Below are 15,349 nucleotides of genomic sequence, written 5' to 3'. Positions count from 1 at the left end.
GGAAGTGATCTATGGTTCCCGCCACTGGGTGGATGTCACGAGTTGCAAAGTCGCGTCGCGGGTCGACGATTCGCCCTCGCAATGGCATTTCGGCAGAGGTCGATGCCGATTCGGACAATCATGGTCGGGTACGGAGGTGGTTCTCCCTTGACGGTTGCCGCCGAGGTGATCGCGGAGCTTGCCGGGCAGACACTGGGCCGGCGCGTCGACGCCGACCAGGACCTGCTCCGCGCGGGCTTCTCGTCCGTGCTGCTCGTCCGGCTCTGGCAGTCGATCGGTGCCCGGCTGGAGGTTTCGGTGCCAGTGGGAATCATGTTTTCGGCGTCGAGCCCGCGATCCCTGGCCGCGCGCATCGCCGAATTCCCCGTCGCCGGCACCCGGACGCCGGTGGCCGAGCCGATTGGAGCCGGGGGAGTGAGCCGGCGTGCGGCGCGCGAGGCCATGCGGCGACGTCGTGACGCCTTGGCGACGATCTCGGAGTACGTATGAGCACCGGGTTCGAACCGGTCGCCGTCATCGGTCTGGCGGGCCGCTTTCCCGGCGCCGCGGACACCGGCGAATTCTGGGAGAACATCCAAGCGGGGAAAGACTGCATCACACGGCAATCCGACGACCAGTTGATCGCGGCGGGAGTCCGTGAGGAGGCACTGCGCGATCCGTCCTACGTGCGAGCGGTCCCGGTGATCGCGGGTGGTGCCGAAGGCTTCGACGCGAACCTGTTCCGGATGACGCCGCGCGAAGCCACCGTGTGCGAACCGCAGCTGCGCCTGTTCCTGGAGACCTCGCACGCGGCGATCGAGAACGCGGGGTACGACCCGGGGGCGATGCCGGGCCCGGTCGGCGTCTTCGGGGCGACCAGCCCGTGCCGGTACGCCGACCTCAACCTGCCCGCCGATCCGACGTACACGCCGGACCTGGGAACGGACTATCTCACCAACGCCGACTACCTCGCCACGTTCACCTCCTACAAGCTCGATCTGCACGGCCCGAGCATGACCGTGCTCACCGCGTGCTCCAGCTCGCTGGTGGCGATCCACCTGGCCTGTCAGTCCTTGGCCACCGGCGAAAGCGAGATCGCGCTGGCCGGCGGCGCGAACATCATGTACCCCTACCGAACCGGCTACCGCTGGGTGCCGGGTGGTGTCCAGTCACCGGATGGCCGGTGTCGGCCGTTCGACGCCGCGGCTTCGGGAACCGTCTTCGGCGACGGTGTCGGCGTCGCCGTGCTCAAACGGCTCGAAGACGCGGTGCGCGACGGTGACTCGATCCGCGCGGTGGTGCGCGGCACGGCAGTGAACAACGACGGAGCGGACAAGCCGAGTTTCAGTGCGCCGAGCATGGTCGGCCAGTCCGATGCCGTGTTCGAAGCGATGAGCGTGGCCGGGTGGCAGGCGAGCGACATCGACTACGTCGAAGCGCACGGCACCGGTACTCCGCTCGGCGATCCGATCGAGGTCGCCGCGCTCGCGGCCACCTACCGGCTCTTGGCGGACGACCCGGCACCCCGGCCGATCGTCCTCGGCTCCGTGAAGTCCAACATCGGGCACCTGGTCGCCGCGGCTGGGATCGCGGGTTTCATCAAGACCGTGCTGGCTTTGGAGCACGCAAGGTTGCCGGCGACGGCGCATTTCCGGGAACCGAACCCGGCGCTCGACCTCGGCGCGACTCCGTTCCGGATCACCGACCGGACGCTGGACTGGCCGGCCGGTTCCCGGCCGCGGCGGGCCGGGGTCAGCTCGCTCGGCGTCGGCGGTTCGAACGCGCACGTGCTCCTCGAAGCGGCGCCGGACTCCCCGCGGCTGGCTACGGGCAAGCGCCCACGCATCGTCGTCTGGTCGGCCCTCGACGCCGAAACCGAGCAGATCGTGCGCGAGCGGCTCGCCGACCACTTCGCCGAGTCCGGCCGCGCCGGTGCCGAGTCCGGGCCGCGGTTCGCGGACGCGGTTGCGACACTCCAAAGTGGACGTACAGCGCACCCGGTCCGTGGTGCCCTGGTGAGCACGAACGCGGCCGATGCCGCACAGGCTTTGCGTGGTGGCAAAGTGATCTCGGGAACCGCGGGCCGGTCGCCGGTGACATTCGCGTTCCCCGGCCAAGGTGCCGCCCGCGCCCGGATGGCGGCCGGGCTGTACGGGACCCAGCGCACGTTCACCGAAGAACTCGACGCGTGCCTGGACGCCTTCGAACACCATGGGCTGGCACTCCACGACGCGTGGCTCGCGCCTGAAGGCGAGGGCAGCCTGCGGAAAACCATTGTCGCGCAACCATTGTTGTTCTCGATCGAGTACGCGCTCGCCCGCACCTGGCTCGGTTGGGGGATCGTGCCGGCCGCGCTGATCGGGCACAGCCTCGGCGAGATCATCGCCGCGGCGGTGGCCGGGGTGTTCGATCTGTCCGACGCCATCGCGTTCGTCGCCGCTCGCGCCGCGGCGATGCAGGAGGTGCCGATGGGGGCGATGCTGGCACTTCGCGCCGCGGAGGACGAAGTGCGGGCCGTGCTCCCGCCGGAACTGGTCATCGCCGCAGTCAACGCGCCCGACGAAGTGGTCGTCTCCGGCAGCACTGAAGCGGTGCGGGCGTTCGAGACCGGCGGGTTGCCGAGCCGCGGCCTCGCCACCTCACACGGCTTCCACTCGCCGGCCATGGCTGCGGCGATCCCCGCGGCGCGCCGGGCGCTGGACAGGGTGCGGCTGCGGCCGCCCGCGTTGCCGGTGTGGTCGGCTGCGACCGGCGGCCTGCTGAGCGACGAGCAGGCCGTCGACCCGGACTTCTGGGCCGGGCAGATCGACACGCCGGTCCGGTTCGGCAAAGCCGTGCAGGCACTTCTGGCCGCCGGGCCCACGACGGTGCTCGAAGTCGGTCCGGGACGAACGCTCGGGCAGCTCGTCAGGCGGATGGGGCACGAACCGGATCCGGACGTCCTGTTCTCGCTTCCGCGGCCGGATGCGCCGGAACCCGCGGAGGCCCACCTGCTCGAGGTCCTCGCCTGCCTCTGGGTGGCGGGCCATGATGTGGACTTTCGCGCACTGGAACCGGATCGCCCGCTGCGGCGGGTCGTCGTGCCCGGCTATCCGTACCGGCGCGTCCGGCATTGGGTGGACCCGGTGACACCGGCCGCCGAGACCCCGGAGAAGCGCACCGTGGACGCTGTTCCGGAGCCGGACCCCGTGGCGGCGGTGACGGAGACCGCGGTGACGATGCCGGCGTGGGTCGAGGTGCCCTGGGCCGCGCCAGAACCGGCTTTGCGCGCCAGGTGCCCGGCGCTGGTGCTCCTTCCCGCCGATCCCGCGGCCGCAGGGCCGCTCGTGGCGGCGCTGCACCGCAGCGGGCACGACGTCATCCGAGTCCGCCCCGGAACGGAATTCCTGCGGGGCAGCGGGCAGGCCGCGGCCGAGTACACGGTGCGGCCGGGGATCGCCGAGGATCTCGCGCGTGTGGTGGAAGACGTTTCCGCACGAGGCAGGCGACCCGAGGTGCTGGTGCACGCCTGGGCCGCGGCGCCGTGGCCGGCGTTGAGCTCCCGGACCGCAACCGCCGCTGCCGATCTCGGCCTGCACGCGCTCCGAGTGCTGGTCCAGGAGGGGTTGCGGGGTGAGGGCGAGGCGGTCGTGCGCAGGCTCCTCGTGCTCACCGAGCATGCGGTGGACGTCTCCGGAGCCGATGCCGTCGACCCGGCGAAGGCCGCCTTGGTGGGCGCGATCCGGGCGCTCGCGGACGAGGTGCCCCAGGTCTTCTGCCGTCTGATCGACGTCGCCGGGCGCGAGGCCACCGCGGAGCTCGACGAGGAACTGGCCGTCCAGGCACCGGTCGTGACGGCGGTGCGCGGCACGCGCCGCTGGCTTCCGGTGGAGCGGCCGTGGCCGGGCCTCACCGACGGCGACGGATCCGGTCTGCGCGGCGGCGGTGTCTACCTGATCACCGGTGGATTCGGCGGGTTGGGCATCGAGGTCGCGCTGGGGTTGGCGCGCACCGGGTTGCGGCCGCACCTGGCACTGCTCGGGCGCCGTGCCCCGTCGTCCGCGGCGAGCGCGGCGATCGACGAAATGGCCGCGCTCGGCGCGACGGTCTTCCCGCACCGGTGCGATATCGCCGATCCCGCGGCCCTCCGTACGGTGCTGGCCGAGCTGACGCGGGCGGCCGGGCCGCTCAGCGGGGTGTTCCACCTCGCCGGTGTGGCCGGCGGCGGCGTGTTGCAACGGCGCGGCCGTTCGGAGGTGGACGCCGTCCTGCGGCCCAAGTTCGGTGGCACGCTCACGTTGTTCGAGGAGCTGAGCGGCGCGCCGCTGGACTTCTTCGTGTCGTTCTCCAGCCGCGCCGCGATCGGCGGGTCGGTCGGCAACTGCGACTACGGTGCCGCGAACGCCCTGCTCGACGCGATCACCGTGCACGCTCCCGGGCCGCGAGGCCGTCGGCTGTCGGTGAACTGGCCGGCGTGGAGCGACACCGGGATGGCCGCGGAGCTGCTGACGTCCGGCGTCGACGTGGACGGCACTCGAGCCGGTGTTGTCTGGCGCCCGGAGCCGGAGCCGGAGCCGGAGCCGGAGCCGGAGCCGGAGCCGGAGCCGGAGCCGGAGCCGGAGCCGGAGCCGGAGCCGCCTGCGTCGGTCCCGGTGGAAGAGGCGATCGAGGCCGAGGTGACGTTGTCCGCCGAGACGTGCTGGGTGCTCGACGAGCACCGGCTGGAAGGTACGCCGGTCCTGCCGGGCACCGGGTACCTCGAGCTGGTCGTGCGCGCCTTCCGCGAGCGTGTGCTGGCCACCGTACGAGCGCCGGTCGTGCTGGAGGAGGTCGTCTTCACGAAGCCCATGACCGTCGAGGAGCCGCGCACGGTGGTGGTCAGGCTGACCGCCGATGGCGCCGGAGCCCACCGGTTCACGGTTTTCTCACGGGCTGCCTCCCAGCCTGACGAGCAGATCGTCGAGCACGCCTCGGGAACTGTCGCGGCGTTCGCCGGCCGGCTCGACCGGGTCGCGGTCGACGACCTGCGTGCCGGATTCCCGATCCCGGCCCCGTGGGACGGCAAGCCGTTCAACGGCAGCTTCCAGTTCGGCCCGCGGTGGATGTCGGTCCGCGGCTGGTGGACCCGTCCGGGCGAGATGCTGGTAGACATCGCGCTCCCGGCCGCCTATCTGGCCGAGGCGGCCGAACACGACCTGCACCCCGCACTGCTCGATCTGGCGACGGGTACCGCGGTGTTCTTCGGCGGTGACGAACTGCACCTACCGTTCCACTATCGGCGGCTGGTCGTGCCCGGCGCATTGCCACCCGCGGTGCTCGCGCACGTCCGGGGTTATCCGGACTCGACAGGGGTGGTGGCCGACATCGACGTTCTCGCGCCCGACGGCTCCGTGGTGGCCGCGGTCGAAGGGTTCCGGATGCAACGCGTCGAGGCCGCGCCACCCCGGGAAGCTCCGGTTCCCGGCGACGCCGCCGCCGCGCCGCCGCGGCCGGAGGGACCGATGACCGGCGAAGCCGGCATCACGCCCGAGAAGGGGGTCGAACTGCTGTTGCACCTGCTCGCGTGCCGCACACCCCCGCAGCTGCACGTCCGGCCGCACCTGGGCGGCCGACCGGTGCCGCTGGGGACCGCCGCAGCCGAACCGTCGGCGGATCCCGGGATTACGGCCGACCCACCGGCAGCCGCGGCAGCCGAACAGGCGTCCGTACCCGACGACCCGGCACGACCGGAAGAACCGCCCGGCGCGGATCTCGAGCAGCGCCTCGCCGAGCTGTGGCGGCAGATCCTCGGCCGCACCGACATCGCGGCCGATGACGACTTCTTCGAGCTCGGTGGGGACTCCCTCAGCGCCATCCAGCTCATCGGCCGGATCCGTGACCTGGTCGGCGCGACGATCGGCATCGGGACCGTGTTCGACAATCCCACCCTCGCGGAGCTGGCCGCCGAACTCGGCCGGGGGGATCGATGACGACGCTGGCCGGACCGGCTCCGCTCAGCGCCCGGGAACACGCCTTCTGGCTGTTGCAGCAGCTCGTACCGGACGGCAGGATCGCCAACCTGGGACTGGCGATCCCTCACGCCAAGCGGCTGCGCTGGTGGCCACTGCAGCGGGCCGTCGACCGGATGGGTGCCCGGCATCCCGCGTTGCGCACGCGGTTTCCGAGCGTCGGCGGTCTTCCGGTCCGGCAGGTGGCCGCGGCCGACGAGTTCGCGTTGCGGGTGGAGTTCCTGCCCACCACGGCCGCGACCTGCGGCGACGACCTCAAGGAGTACGCCCGCAGGCCGTTCGACCTCGCCCGCGACTTCCCATTTCGCATCGCGTGCTTCGTCGGCCCCGAGCCGCACGAGAACTACCTCTGCGTCGTCCTGCACCACATCGTCGGCGACCAGGCGTCCTACGACGTACTGACCGAAGAACTCGTGCAGCTGTACGAAGGGGTGGCGACGACGAACGCGATCCCGGCCGGGCTGGGCGGCGAGATGCCGATGCTCGGCGAGCTTGCGGAACCCGACGCCGACGCGGTCGGCTACTGGCACGATCAGCTGCGCGGCTTCGACCCGAGCGGGCTGGCACTGGGCGGTGCGCGTCCCAGTCCCCAGCGACCGACGTTCGCCGGGCGCCGGATGATGGGGCGGTTGTCCGCGGAGACCCGTGCGGCGGTCGCGTCGCTGCGCCAAAGCGAGCGGGCGACGGAGAACATGGTTCTGCTCAGTGCGTTCTGTGCGACGCTCTTCCGGCACGGCGCGAGCCCGGACCTCGTCGTCGGCGTTCCGGTCGACGCGCGGCGCGGCACCGAGCACGAGCAGATCGGGTTCCGGGTCGCCACCCTGCCGTTGCGGCTGCGTGTGGACCCCGGCCGCGGCTTCGGCGAATTCGTCCGCCAGACACGGGCACTATTCCTGGCCGGCGTGGAGCATTCGAGTGCCTCGGTCGAGGATGTCCTGACCGGGCTGGAGAACCGGTCGACCGACTGGCGCATTCCCTTGTTCCGGCACATGTTCAACTACCGGGTCGAGTCACCCACCGATCTCGTGCTGAACGGGGAGGTGCTCGACAGCGAATCGATCGAGATGGACCAAACCCGCCTCGACATCGAGTTCACGATCAGGCCGAAGCCCGACGGCGAGGTGGCGGTCAACATCGAGTACAGCACCGAGGTGCACGACGAAGCCTGGGTGAGGGCCTTCCTGGCACGCTTCGAACTCCTCGTGCAGCGCGCCGCCGCGGAGCCGGACCGGCCGCTGGCCGGACTGGACATCCGCACGTCCGCCGAACGCGCGCTGCTCGCCGAGCTCAACCACACCGGACGTACCTGGGACGGCGGGCCGACGGTGCTAGACGAGATCGCCGCGCAGGAGCACGCCGACCCGGACGCCGTCGCGGTCGTCGACTGCGATCGGTCCTTCACCCGGCACGAGATCGGCACCGCGGCCCGCTCGGTGGCCGGCGCGCTGAGCGGACGAGGAGTCGGGCCAGGGGACGTCGTCGCGGTCGCACTGCCTCGAAGTGCCGCGCTCGTCGCGACGATCCTGGGTATCCTCGGCTGCGGTGCGGCCTACCTCCCGCTCGACACCGGGAACCCCGCCCGGCGCTTGGCATTCCAGGTGGCCGACGCCGGTGCCCGCGTCGTGGTCACCGCCGAACCGGACCACGACTGGGCGGCGGATACTCCGGTCCTGCCGCCGGTCGGCTTCGACGACGTCGCGGGTCCGGAGGCGGAGCTGGCAGCGGGCTCGCCGGATGCCACCGTCTATGTCATCCACACCTCCGGAACCACTGGCAGGCCGAAGGGTGTCGCGGTCACGCACGCCAACCTGCACAACGTCGTCCGCGACTTCGCCGAACGGTTGTCCGTGGACGCACGCACCGCGGTGCTCTGGGCCACGACACCGGCGTTCGATATTTCGGCGCTCGAGCTGTTCCTTCCGCTGTGCCGCGGCGGCCGCCTGGTCGTCGCGCCCGCCGCCCACCAGACCGACCCCCGCGCCCTGCTCGGGCTCATCGTCCGCCATGACGTCGACATCGTGCAGGCCACCCCGACCGCGCTGCAACTGCTCGTCGACGAAGTCGAGGACCAGCTGCGGGGCCGGGTCGTGCTGTCCGGTGGAGAGCCGCTGCCGGCCGGGCTCGCCACCCGGCTGCTCGAGTGCGGAAGCCGGCTCTACAACGTCTACGGGCCGACCGAGACGACGATCTGGTCCGCGGCCGCCCTCCTCGAGGAGCCCCTGGCCGGCCCGGTGCCGATCGGGCGGCCGCTGGCCAACACCACGGTGTTCCTGGTCGACGAGCACGGTGCCGAAATGCCCCCGGGAATGCCCGGCGAGCTGTGCATCGGAGGCGCCGGGGTGACGCTGGGCTACCCGGGGCACTCCGAACTCACCGAGAGCCGGTTCCCGGCCGACGAGGCGCACGGTCGCCACTACCGCACCGGCGACCTCGCCCGCGTCGGCGAGGACGGCCTGCTCCGGCTGCTCGGCCGGAACGACCGGCAGGTCAAGCTGCGTGGCCATCGGATCGAACTGGCCGAGATCGAGGCGGTTCTCCGCGACCACGACGCGGTGGGCGGTGTCGCGGTCACAACCCAGGACGGCGTGCGGCTGTCGGCCTTCGTCCGGCCGTCCGGTGCGGCGGGTCCGGACTTCGCCGAGACCTTGTGGCGGTACGCAGCGGAGATTCTGCCTTCGTACTGCCTGCCCTCGCGGATCGTGCTCGTCGACAGTTTTCCGGTCACCGCCAACGGCAAGGTCGACTACTCCCGGCTCGGCGAAGCCGGCGAATTGGCTGGCACCGCGGATGACGGGATGCTGCCCGCGGACGTGCCGGCGGACCTCGTGCACCGCCTCGTCGGCGTGTGGCGCAGCGTGCTCGACCGGCCCGGGCTCGGACCGCGGGACAACTTCTTCCTCAACGGCGGACACTCTGTGCTTGCGGTCCGGCTCGCGCAGCGACTGCGCGACGACGGCGGGCCCGACGTGCCGATCCGGGTTGTGTTCGACCACCCGACCCCGGCCGGGCTCGCGCGCTACCTCGCCGCCGCGGAGGTGGTCTAGTGGACCACGAAACCCAGCCCCGGTTCCTGCCGCTGGGCGAGCCGGCCGCCGGCGCGCCCAGGCTGTACGTCTTCCCGCACGCGGGAGCCGGTCCCACCGCTGCGCAACCGCTCGCCGACCTGCTGCCCGGCCTGAACGTCCGCGGGGTGAACCTGCCGGGCAGGCAGAACCGGCTTTCCGAACCGCCGGTGACCGCGCTCGAATCGCTGGTTCCCCACCTCGCCCGCGAGCTGGCCACCACCAAGGACCCCTACGCGGTTTTCGGCTACTGCGGGGGAGCCTTGCTGGCCTACCTCGTCCTCCGTCGGGTGCACGAAGCCGGCGGCAGGCTCCCCGCCCGACTCTTCGTGGGTTCGTTCGCCGCGCCGGACATCGCGCTGCTCCCGCGCCGCCTACCCACCTTGCCGTCCGGGCAGTTCTGGCAGGAGGTACTGGATCTCGGTGGCGTGCCACCGGAGGTCGCCGAGCACACCGAACTGCGTCCTGTGTTCGAGGGGGCGTTGCGCGCCGACTACCAGCTGGTGGCCGGCTACGTGCACGAGCCGGCGGACCCGTTGCCGATCCCGATCACCGTGCTGCACGGCGACCGCGACACCTCGCTGAGCCGCGGTGCGCTGGTCGGCTGGCGACGGCAATCGAGGGCGCCGACCCGGGTCCGGACCCTCAGCGCGTCTCACTGGCTGGTCGAAGACGCGGCCGAGGAACTCGCCGGAGCGCTCGCCGAAGAACTCCTTCCCACCCCGTCACCGGACATGGAGGTGCGCAATGACCGCCACTGATACCCCGTTCTCCACACACGAACGCGAAACGCCGCACATGACCCCGGACCTGATCGACGAGCACGCGCGGGCGTTCGCCAGAGACGGTTACGTGCACCTGCCGGGGGTGCTCACGGCCGAGGAGGTGGAAGTCCTGCGGGACGGCGTGGTGGAGGCACACCGGTCCCCGTGCCCGACGGGTAACCGCACCCGCTTGCACCGGCACCAGATGTTCCGGCGTGGTCCCGAGTTCGCCGCGATGCTCGACCGGGAACCGGTCGTGGACCTCGCCGAGCGGATCCTCGGGGAGAACTGCCACGTGATCGCCAACAACACCGTCTACACCGAACCGGGTATGGGCGTGGACCACTGGCACGTGGACGAAACGGTCCTGGTGCCGGTCCCCGATGGAATGCGGCTGCCGGACGGCATGGACATGCCGTGCTTCGTCGTCACCGCCATGTACTACCTCAACGACGTCCCCATGGAACTGGGGCCGACGCAGATCGTGCCGGGCAGCCACCGCAGCGGCCGGTTGCCGCCGCCCGACGAAGCCGACCTCGTGTGGGACGGCCGAGGGTATGTCAGCCTGGTGGCGCGGGCCGGCGACTGTGTGGTCCTCAATGGACAGACCTGGCACCGCGGCGCGACGAACCGGGCCGACCACCACCGGGTCGTGCTGCAGGTGACCTACGGCCGCCGGTACATCGCGCAGCGGTTCTGGCCATACGTGAACTTCGCCATGCCGGAGGACGTCTGGGACGACGCTCCGGCACGGCGGCGCCGGCTCCTCGGCGCGCACCCGCACGGACCTTACGGCTGATCCCCTTCGCGGCCGAGAGCCCGCATGCGCAGCTCGACGTTTTCGCGGCGCAGGCGGTGCACGAGGTCGCGCAGCTCCGCGACGGTCGAGCCGGTATCGGATGGGCTGTCGGCGGTCTCGACGAACGCCAACTCGGGAGAGGCGGTGATGTGCAGTGGAAAGGTCCTGCCGTAGTTCAGGTTCAGCATGCCGTCGCGGACGTACCGTTCGACGTCGGTCGGCGGCAGGCGGCCCCAGCGGTCGAGGAAGACCTGTTCGGTGGCCGCGAACTCCTCCGTGCGCTGTTCTCGCGTCGCCGACACCCAATGGGTCAGCACGCTGCTGTGGCAGTAGTGGACGGCGTGCCCGCTCGCCTCCGCGCGCAGACAGAGGTCGACGTCCTCGTATCCGTTGCGGTAGCCGGTGTCGAATCCGCCCAGTTCGGCGAACACCGCCGAGCGGACCAGCATGCACGCCGCCGTGACGATGTGGGCGCGGCCGGACCGCATGGCCAGCTCGTGGTCACCGGGCAACCCGGCATACACGTGCCGCGGGTAGCCGTCGGTGCAGATCACCACGCCGCAGTGCTGGAGACGGCCGTCCGGGAACAGCAGCCGGGTGCCGACGACGGCCCTGCCGGGGTCGGAGTCGGCGTAGGTGAGCAAGGAGCCGAGCCAGCCGGGTGTGGGCAGGAGGTCGTTGTTGTAGAAGACGAGGTGACGTCCGGATGCGGCTCGCGCGCCCGCGTTGCACGCGTGGGAGAAACCGAGGTTCGCCTCAGAACGAACGGAGATCACCGGCCGCGGCAAGGATTTCTGCAGCGTCGCAACGACATCCGGGGTCCGATCGGTCGAACCGTCGTCGGAGACGACCAGTTCGACGTCGTCGCGGTCGCCGATACTTTCGTGCAGCGCCAGTACACAGCGCTCCAGCAGTTCGGCGGCGTCGAACGTCGGCACGACCACCGTGCAGGCGACAGAGCGCGCGGCACCGTTCGGAAAAAGCATGGTTCAATTCGCCTTTCGCCTCACCGCAGCGGAAAACTCCGCTGCTGCCGATCGAGGAAGATCCGTTCCAGTTATAGTCCCATTCGGTTACGCTTCGACAGCCGGCGGCCGTCTGGGCCCGCCAGAAGGCAGGAGAGATTCATGGCTCTCGAGCTCCTCCAGCTCGGCAGGGCGGCACTTCCGGCTCCGGTGGATGCCCGGGTGCTGATCGTCGCCAACGCGTGCCAAACCGTCGATGAGACCCTGGACCAGTTCAAGTTCGGCGCGGGTGACCCGGATCTGCTGGAGCGCAACAACTCGGGGTATCTCGACCTCTACCGCGCGATGATCCCCGAGATCGACGGCGAACGCCGGGAGATCGTCGACGCGGTCAATCACGTGCGGCGCGGATTGCCCGGTGCGGGCCTCGTCGACGAGCACAACTCGTCCTCGCTCAATGGTGTATACCTCTACGACTTCCTTTGCCGCCAAGGCTATGCCGGTCGGACGGAGCTGGTCGACAACATCGATCTCGAGGCCGAGCGGGCGGCCGAGCTCGCCAAGGCCGCCGATGTCGTGCTGCTGTCTACCACTTTCATCACCAGCGCCAGCACGATCGTGCGGGTGTGCAAGCTGCTGAAGTCCTGGAATCCGAAGGCGCTGGTGATCGTGGGCGGGGCGAAGCTCACCCAGTACTCGGACGATCGCGAGATTCACGGGGCCGCCCGCGCCGCGGACGCGCTGATCCTGTCGCCCAACGGGGAGCGGACCCTGCTCGAGGTCATCCGCCGGCTCGTCCTTGGCGAGAGCATCGCTTCGGTGCCGAACATCGCCTACGACGACGGAGAATTCCGGTGTACGTCGAGGAACCTGCACGACGGGGTGGACATCGACGCCAACTCCGTGCGCTGGGACGAGCTGCCGGACTACATCCTGCGGACCTCGGTCAACGTGCGCACCGGGCGTGGCTGCCCCTTCAAGTGCAAGTTCTGCACGTTCCCCAGCTACAACGACCAGCAGGTCGATCTGATGGAGACCGAAAGCGTGGTGCACCAGCTGCGCCAGATCATGCGGCTGCCGCAGGTGGGCAGCGTCCGCTTCGTCGACGACACGCTGTTCCTCAACCGCAATCACCTGATCACGGTGTGCCGGCGGATGATCGACATCGGGTTCGACAAGCCGTGGACGGCCTACCTGCGGGCGCCGACGCTGACCGACGAATGCGTCCGCTACCTGAGCGAAGCCGGCTGCCGGCTGGTCCTGGTCGGCGTGGAGTCCGCGGATCAGGCGGTGCTGAACAACATGCTCAAGGGCACTCGGGAGAAGCACAACTGGGTGGCCGCCGAGAACCTCGCCAAGTACGACGTGATGGGGTTCGCGTTCATGCTCGTGGGTTTCCCCGGTGAGACGCAAAAGTCGGTGAGCAAGTCAATCGACTTCCTCAACAACTCGGGGATCCACTCCTACGTCCACTCTCCACTGTTCGTCTTCCCCAATTCGCCGCTGGCCCGTGAAGCGCGCGACTTCGGGCTGAAGGGCGGGTTCAACGACTGGGCGCATGACACCATGGACTGCCGGACCGCCGTCGAGGAGTGCGGACGGATGTTCGCCGAGGTCCACAACGCCGCCTACATCGACCGCGGCTCGTCGGTCACCAAAACCCTCCTCGACCACGGCGCGTCGGTGGGCGAGGCGAGCAGGATGGGGGTGCTGCACAACGAAACGGCGCGACGCCAGGGCGCGGGGCTCGACGACAGTGCCACGCGTGCCGAGTTCGCGGCACTGGCCGCGGGCATGCAGCACGCCACCGCGCGCTCGGTCGACGCCGTCACCACTCCCTACAGCCGGGTGGACGGCCGGCTTGAGATCACGTCGCCGGCACGCTACTGAGGCAGGTCAACCCGGATGAACGAGCACAGTTCCGGCTGGCGACGGCGCAGCGGCGCCGTCCTGGGCCTGTCCGCACTCGCCCACGACCCGGCCGCCGCCCTGATCGTCGACGGCCATCTGGTCGCGGCGGTCGAGCAGGAGCGGATCGACCGGGTCAAGCGCAGCACGGCGTTCCCGGCGGGGGCGATCCGTGCGGTGCTCGCCGAGGCGGACCTCCGGCTCGGCGACGTCGATCGCATCGCCTACTACTGGAACGACCGCGGTCACGCGCTGCGTGCGCTGCGCGCCGCCGGCCGCCACACACCGGCCAACCCGGTGGGCTTCGTCAGGATGGCCCGCCAGCGGCTGCGGGGACTCGCCGCGCCAGGGATGGTCGAGGCCGGCCTGCGGCCCCTGCTCGCCGGGGCTGCGTCGCCTCCCGTGGACTTCGTCGACCACCACGAAGCGCATCTGATGGCCGCGTGGCTGTCGGCGCCCTTCGAAGCCGATGCCGCGCTGGTCGTCGACGGCCGCGGCGAAGTCGACTCGACGTCGCTGTACGAGCTGGGAGCGGGAACGCCGCGGCTGCTGGAAACCCTGCCGTTCCCCGATTCGCTCGGAGTCTTCTATGGTGCCGTCACCCAGTTGCTGGGCTATCGCGCGCTGTCCGATGAGTACAAGGTGATGGGCCTGGCTTCCTACGGGCAGCGGAGTGCACTGTGGACGGAGCGGGTCCGGTCGCTGCTGCGGACGGGACCCGATGGGCGGCCCCGGGTGCACATCCCGTCGCTGCAGCCGGAAAACTGCTCGACCGCGGAACACCCCTGGCTGACCCCGCGAGCACGGCGCGGGCTCGAAGGGCGTTTCCGCGAGGCCGACGGTTCCTTCACGGCGGATGCCAAGGACTTCGCCTACGCCGCTCAAGACGCGCTCGAAGGGGCGCTGCTGGGCTTGCTGCGGCGGGTGGTGGACCTCAGCGGCGCAAGGAAGGTCGTGGTGGCCGGCGGCGTCGCGATGAATGCCGCGGCGATCGGCCGCGCCCGCGCATCGGGGATCGTGGAAGACCTGCACGTGCCGCTGGCGCCAACTGACGCCGGCGCCAGCGTCGGCGCCGCGCTGGTCTCGCTGCGCCGGCTGAACTTGCCGGTACCTTCACCCGAGGAGCTCACAAACCCTTTCGCGGGCCCGGGTTTCGGGCCGGCCGAGCTGCGAGCCGTACTCGTCGCCAGCAAGCTGCCGTTCCGTGAGGTGGACGGTCCGGCCGAAGCGGCCGCCGCGATCTCGGCGGGCAAGCTCGTCGGCTGGTTCGACGGCCGGATGGAGTTCGGGGAGCGCGCGCTGGGCGCGCGCAGCATCCTCGGGGACCCGCGCAAGCGAGAGACCCGTGACCGCATCAACGCCTCGGTGAAGCGGCGCGAAAGCTACCGGCCGTTCGCGCCCTCGGTCCTCGAGGAGCACAGCAGCCGGTACTTCGACACGGGACACAGCAGGCGGATGGGGGAGATCGTGGCCGCGACCCCGGAGGCGCACGCCATGGTGCCCGCCGTGGTCCACGTCGACGGCACTGCCCGGCCGCAGACCGTGCCTCCGGACTGGCCCGCGCGGCGCTTTCGCGAGCTGATCGAGCACTTCTACCGCATCACGGGTGTGCCAATGGTCGTGAACACGTCCTTCAACGTGCGTGACGAGCCCATCGTGTGCACGCCGGACGACGCCTTGCGCTGCTTCGCCGCGTCCGGTATCGACCAGCTCTACCTTTCTGATTTCCTGGTGGACAAGGGGCAATTTCATGGCTGATCGGCGATGGTGGCTCGCCAAGGCGACGCGCGCGCTGACCTTGCTGGCCTGGCGCGCGCTGCCCCCGGTGCTCGTCGCACTGGCCCGGCCCACCGGCCGGCGCGCCGGCGTGCTGGTGCCGCTGGCC

At 70.6% G+C, this 15,349-nt stretch carries 8 protein-coding genes; 7 read left to right on the top strand and 1 reads right to left on the bottom strand.

All coding sequences use genetic code 11. From position 1 onward, the window contains the following. Nucleotides 1-147 precede the first annotated feature (147 nt). The 5 genes from G3I65_RS35615 to G3I65_RS35595 are packed head-to-tail and all read left to right on the top strand — an operon-like array spanning nt 148 to nt 10,591. Nucleotides 148-489, top strand: a complete 342-nt coding sequence (locus G3I65_RS35615) for an acyl carrier protein (protein WP_160699982.1) — start codon at nt 148-150, stop codon at nt 487-489. Then, a complete protein-coding gene (locus tag G3I65_RS35610; protein ID WP_160699981.1) occupies nt 486-5,927 on the top strand; it encodes a type I polyketide synthase in 5,442 nt (1,813 codons plus the stop codon). The genes G3I65_RS35615 and G3I65_RS35610 overlap by 4 nt, the downstream gene beginning before the upstream one ends. Beyond that, nucleotides 5,924-9,010: a non-ribosomal peptide synthetase gene (locus tag G3I65_RS35605; protein WP_160699980.1), complete on the top strand. Its 3,087-nt coding sequence runs from the start codon at nt 5,924-5,926 to the stop codon at nt 9,008-9,010. The genes G3I65_RS35610 and G3I65_RS35605 overlap by 4 nt, the downstream gene beginning before the upstream one ends. Further along, entirely contained in the window at nt 9,010-9,789 is a 780-nt protein-coding gene (locus G3I65_RS35600) for a thioesterase II family protein (protein WP_160699979.1), read from the top strand. Before G3I65_RS35605 ends, G3I65_RS35600 begins: the two co-directional genes overlap by 1 nt. Further along, nucleotides 9,776-10,591, top strand: coding sequence for a phytanoyl-CoA dioxygenase family protein (locus tag G3I65_RS35595; protein WP_160699978.1), 816 nt, complete (start codon nt 9,776-9,778; stop codon nt 10,589-10,591). Before G3I65_RS35600 ends, G3I65_RS35595 begins: the two co-directional genes overlap by 14 nt. Here G3I65_RS35595 and G3I65_RS35590 read toward each other — a convergent pair. Then, the gene (locus G3I65_RS35590) at nt 10,582-11,577 is read right to left on the bottom strand and encodes a glycosyltransferase family 2 protein (protein ID WP_160699977.1); all 996 of its coding nucleotides are present in this window, start codon (nt 11,575-11,577) and stop codon (nt 10,582-10,584) included. The two genes, G3I65_RS35595 and G3I65_RS35590, sit on opposite strands and share 10 nt — an antisense overlap. Nucleotides 11,578-11,778: 201 nt before the next feature. Here G3I65_RS35590 and G3I65_RS35585 point away from each other — a divergent pair, with 201 nt between their 5' ends. Continuing rightward, nucleotides 11,779-13,446 carry a radical SAM protein gene (locus tag G3I65_RS35585; RefSeq protein WP_160699976.1) on the top strand — a complete coding sequence of 556 codons (1,668 nt, stop codon included), beginning with the start codon at nt 11,779-11,781 and terminating at the stop codon, nt 13,444-13,446. Between the two features lie 15 nt (nt 13,447-13,461). Next, a complete protein-coding gene (locus G3I65_RS35580) occupies nt 13,462-15,222 on the top strand; it encodes a carbamoyltransferase C-terminal domain-containing protein (RefSeq protein ID WP_160699975.1) in 1,761 nt (586 codons plus the stop codon). Nucleotides 15,223-15,349 lie beyond the last annotated feature (127 nt).

This window comes from Amycolatopsis sp. SID8362, assembly GCF_010550475.1.
Taxonomy (GTDB): Bacteria; Actinomycetota; Actinomycetes; order Mycobacteriales; family Pseudonocardiaceae; genus Amycolatopsis; species Amycolatopsis eburnea.
Note: the sequence above shows the minus strand (reverse complement) of the source record. Positions and strands in the feature narration are given on the sequence as shown.

Bases quoted from the DNA above. Each gene is read 5' to 3' on its own strand.
- G3I65_RS35580 (WP_160699975.1), top strand. From the start codon at position 13,462: ATGAACGAGCACAGTTCCGGCTGGCGACGGCGCAGCGGCGCCGTCCTG.
- G3I65_RS35610 (WP_160699981.1), top strand. From the start codon at position 486: ATGAGCACCGGGTTCGAACCGGTCGCCGTCATCGGTCTGGCGGGCCGC.
- G3I65_RS35605 (WP_160699980.1), top strand. From the start codon at position 5,924: ATGACGACGCTGGCCGGACCGGCTCCGCTCAGCGCCCGGGAACACGCC.
- G3I65_RS35590 (WP_160699977.1), bottom strand. From the start codon at position 11,577: ATGCTTTTTCCGAACGGTGCCGCGCGCTCTGTCGCCTGCACGGTGGTC.
- G3I65_RS35595 (WP_160699978.1), top strand. From the start codon at position 9,776: ATGACCGCCACTGATACCCCGTTCTCCACACACGAACGCGAAACGCCG.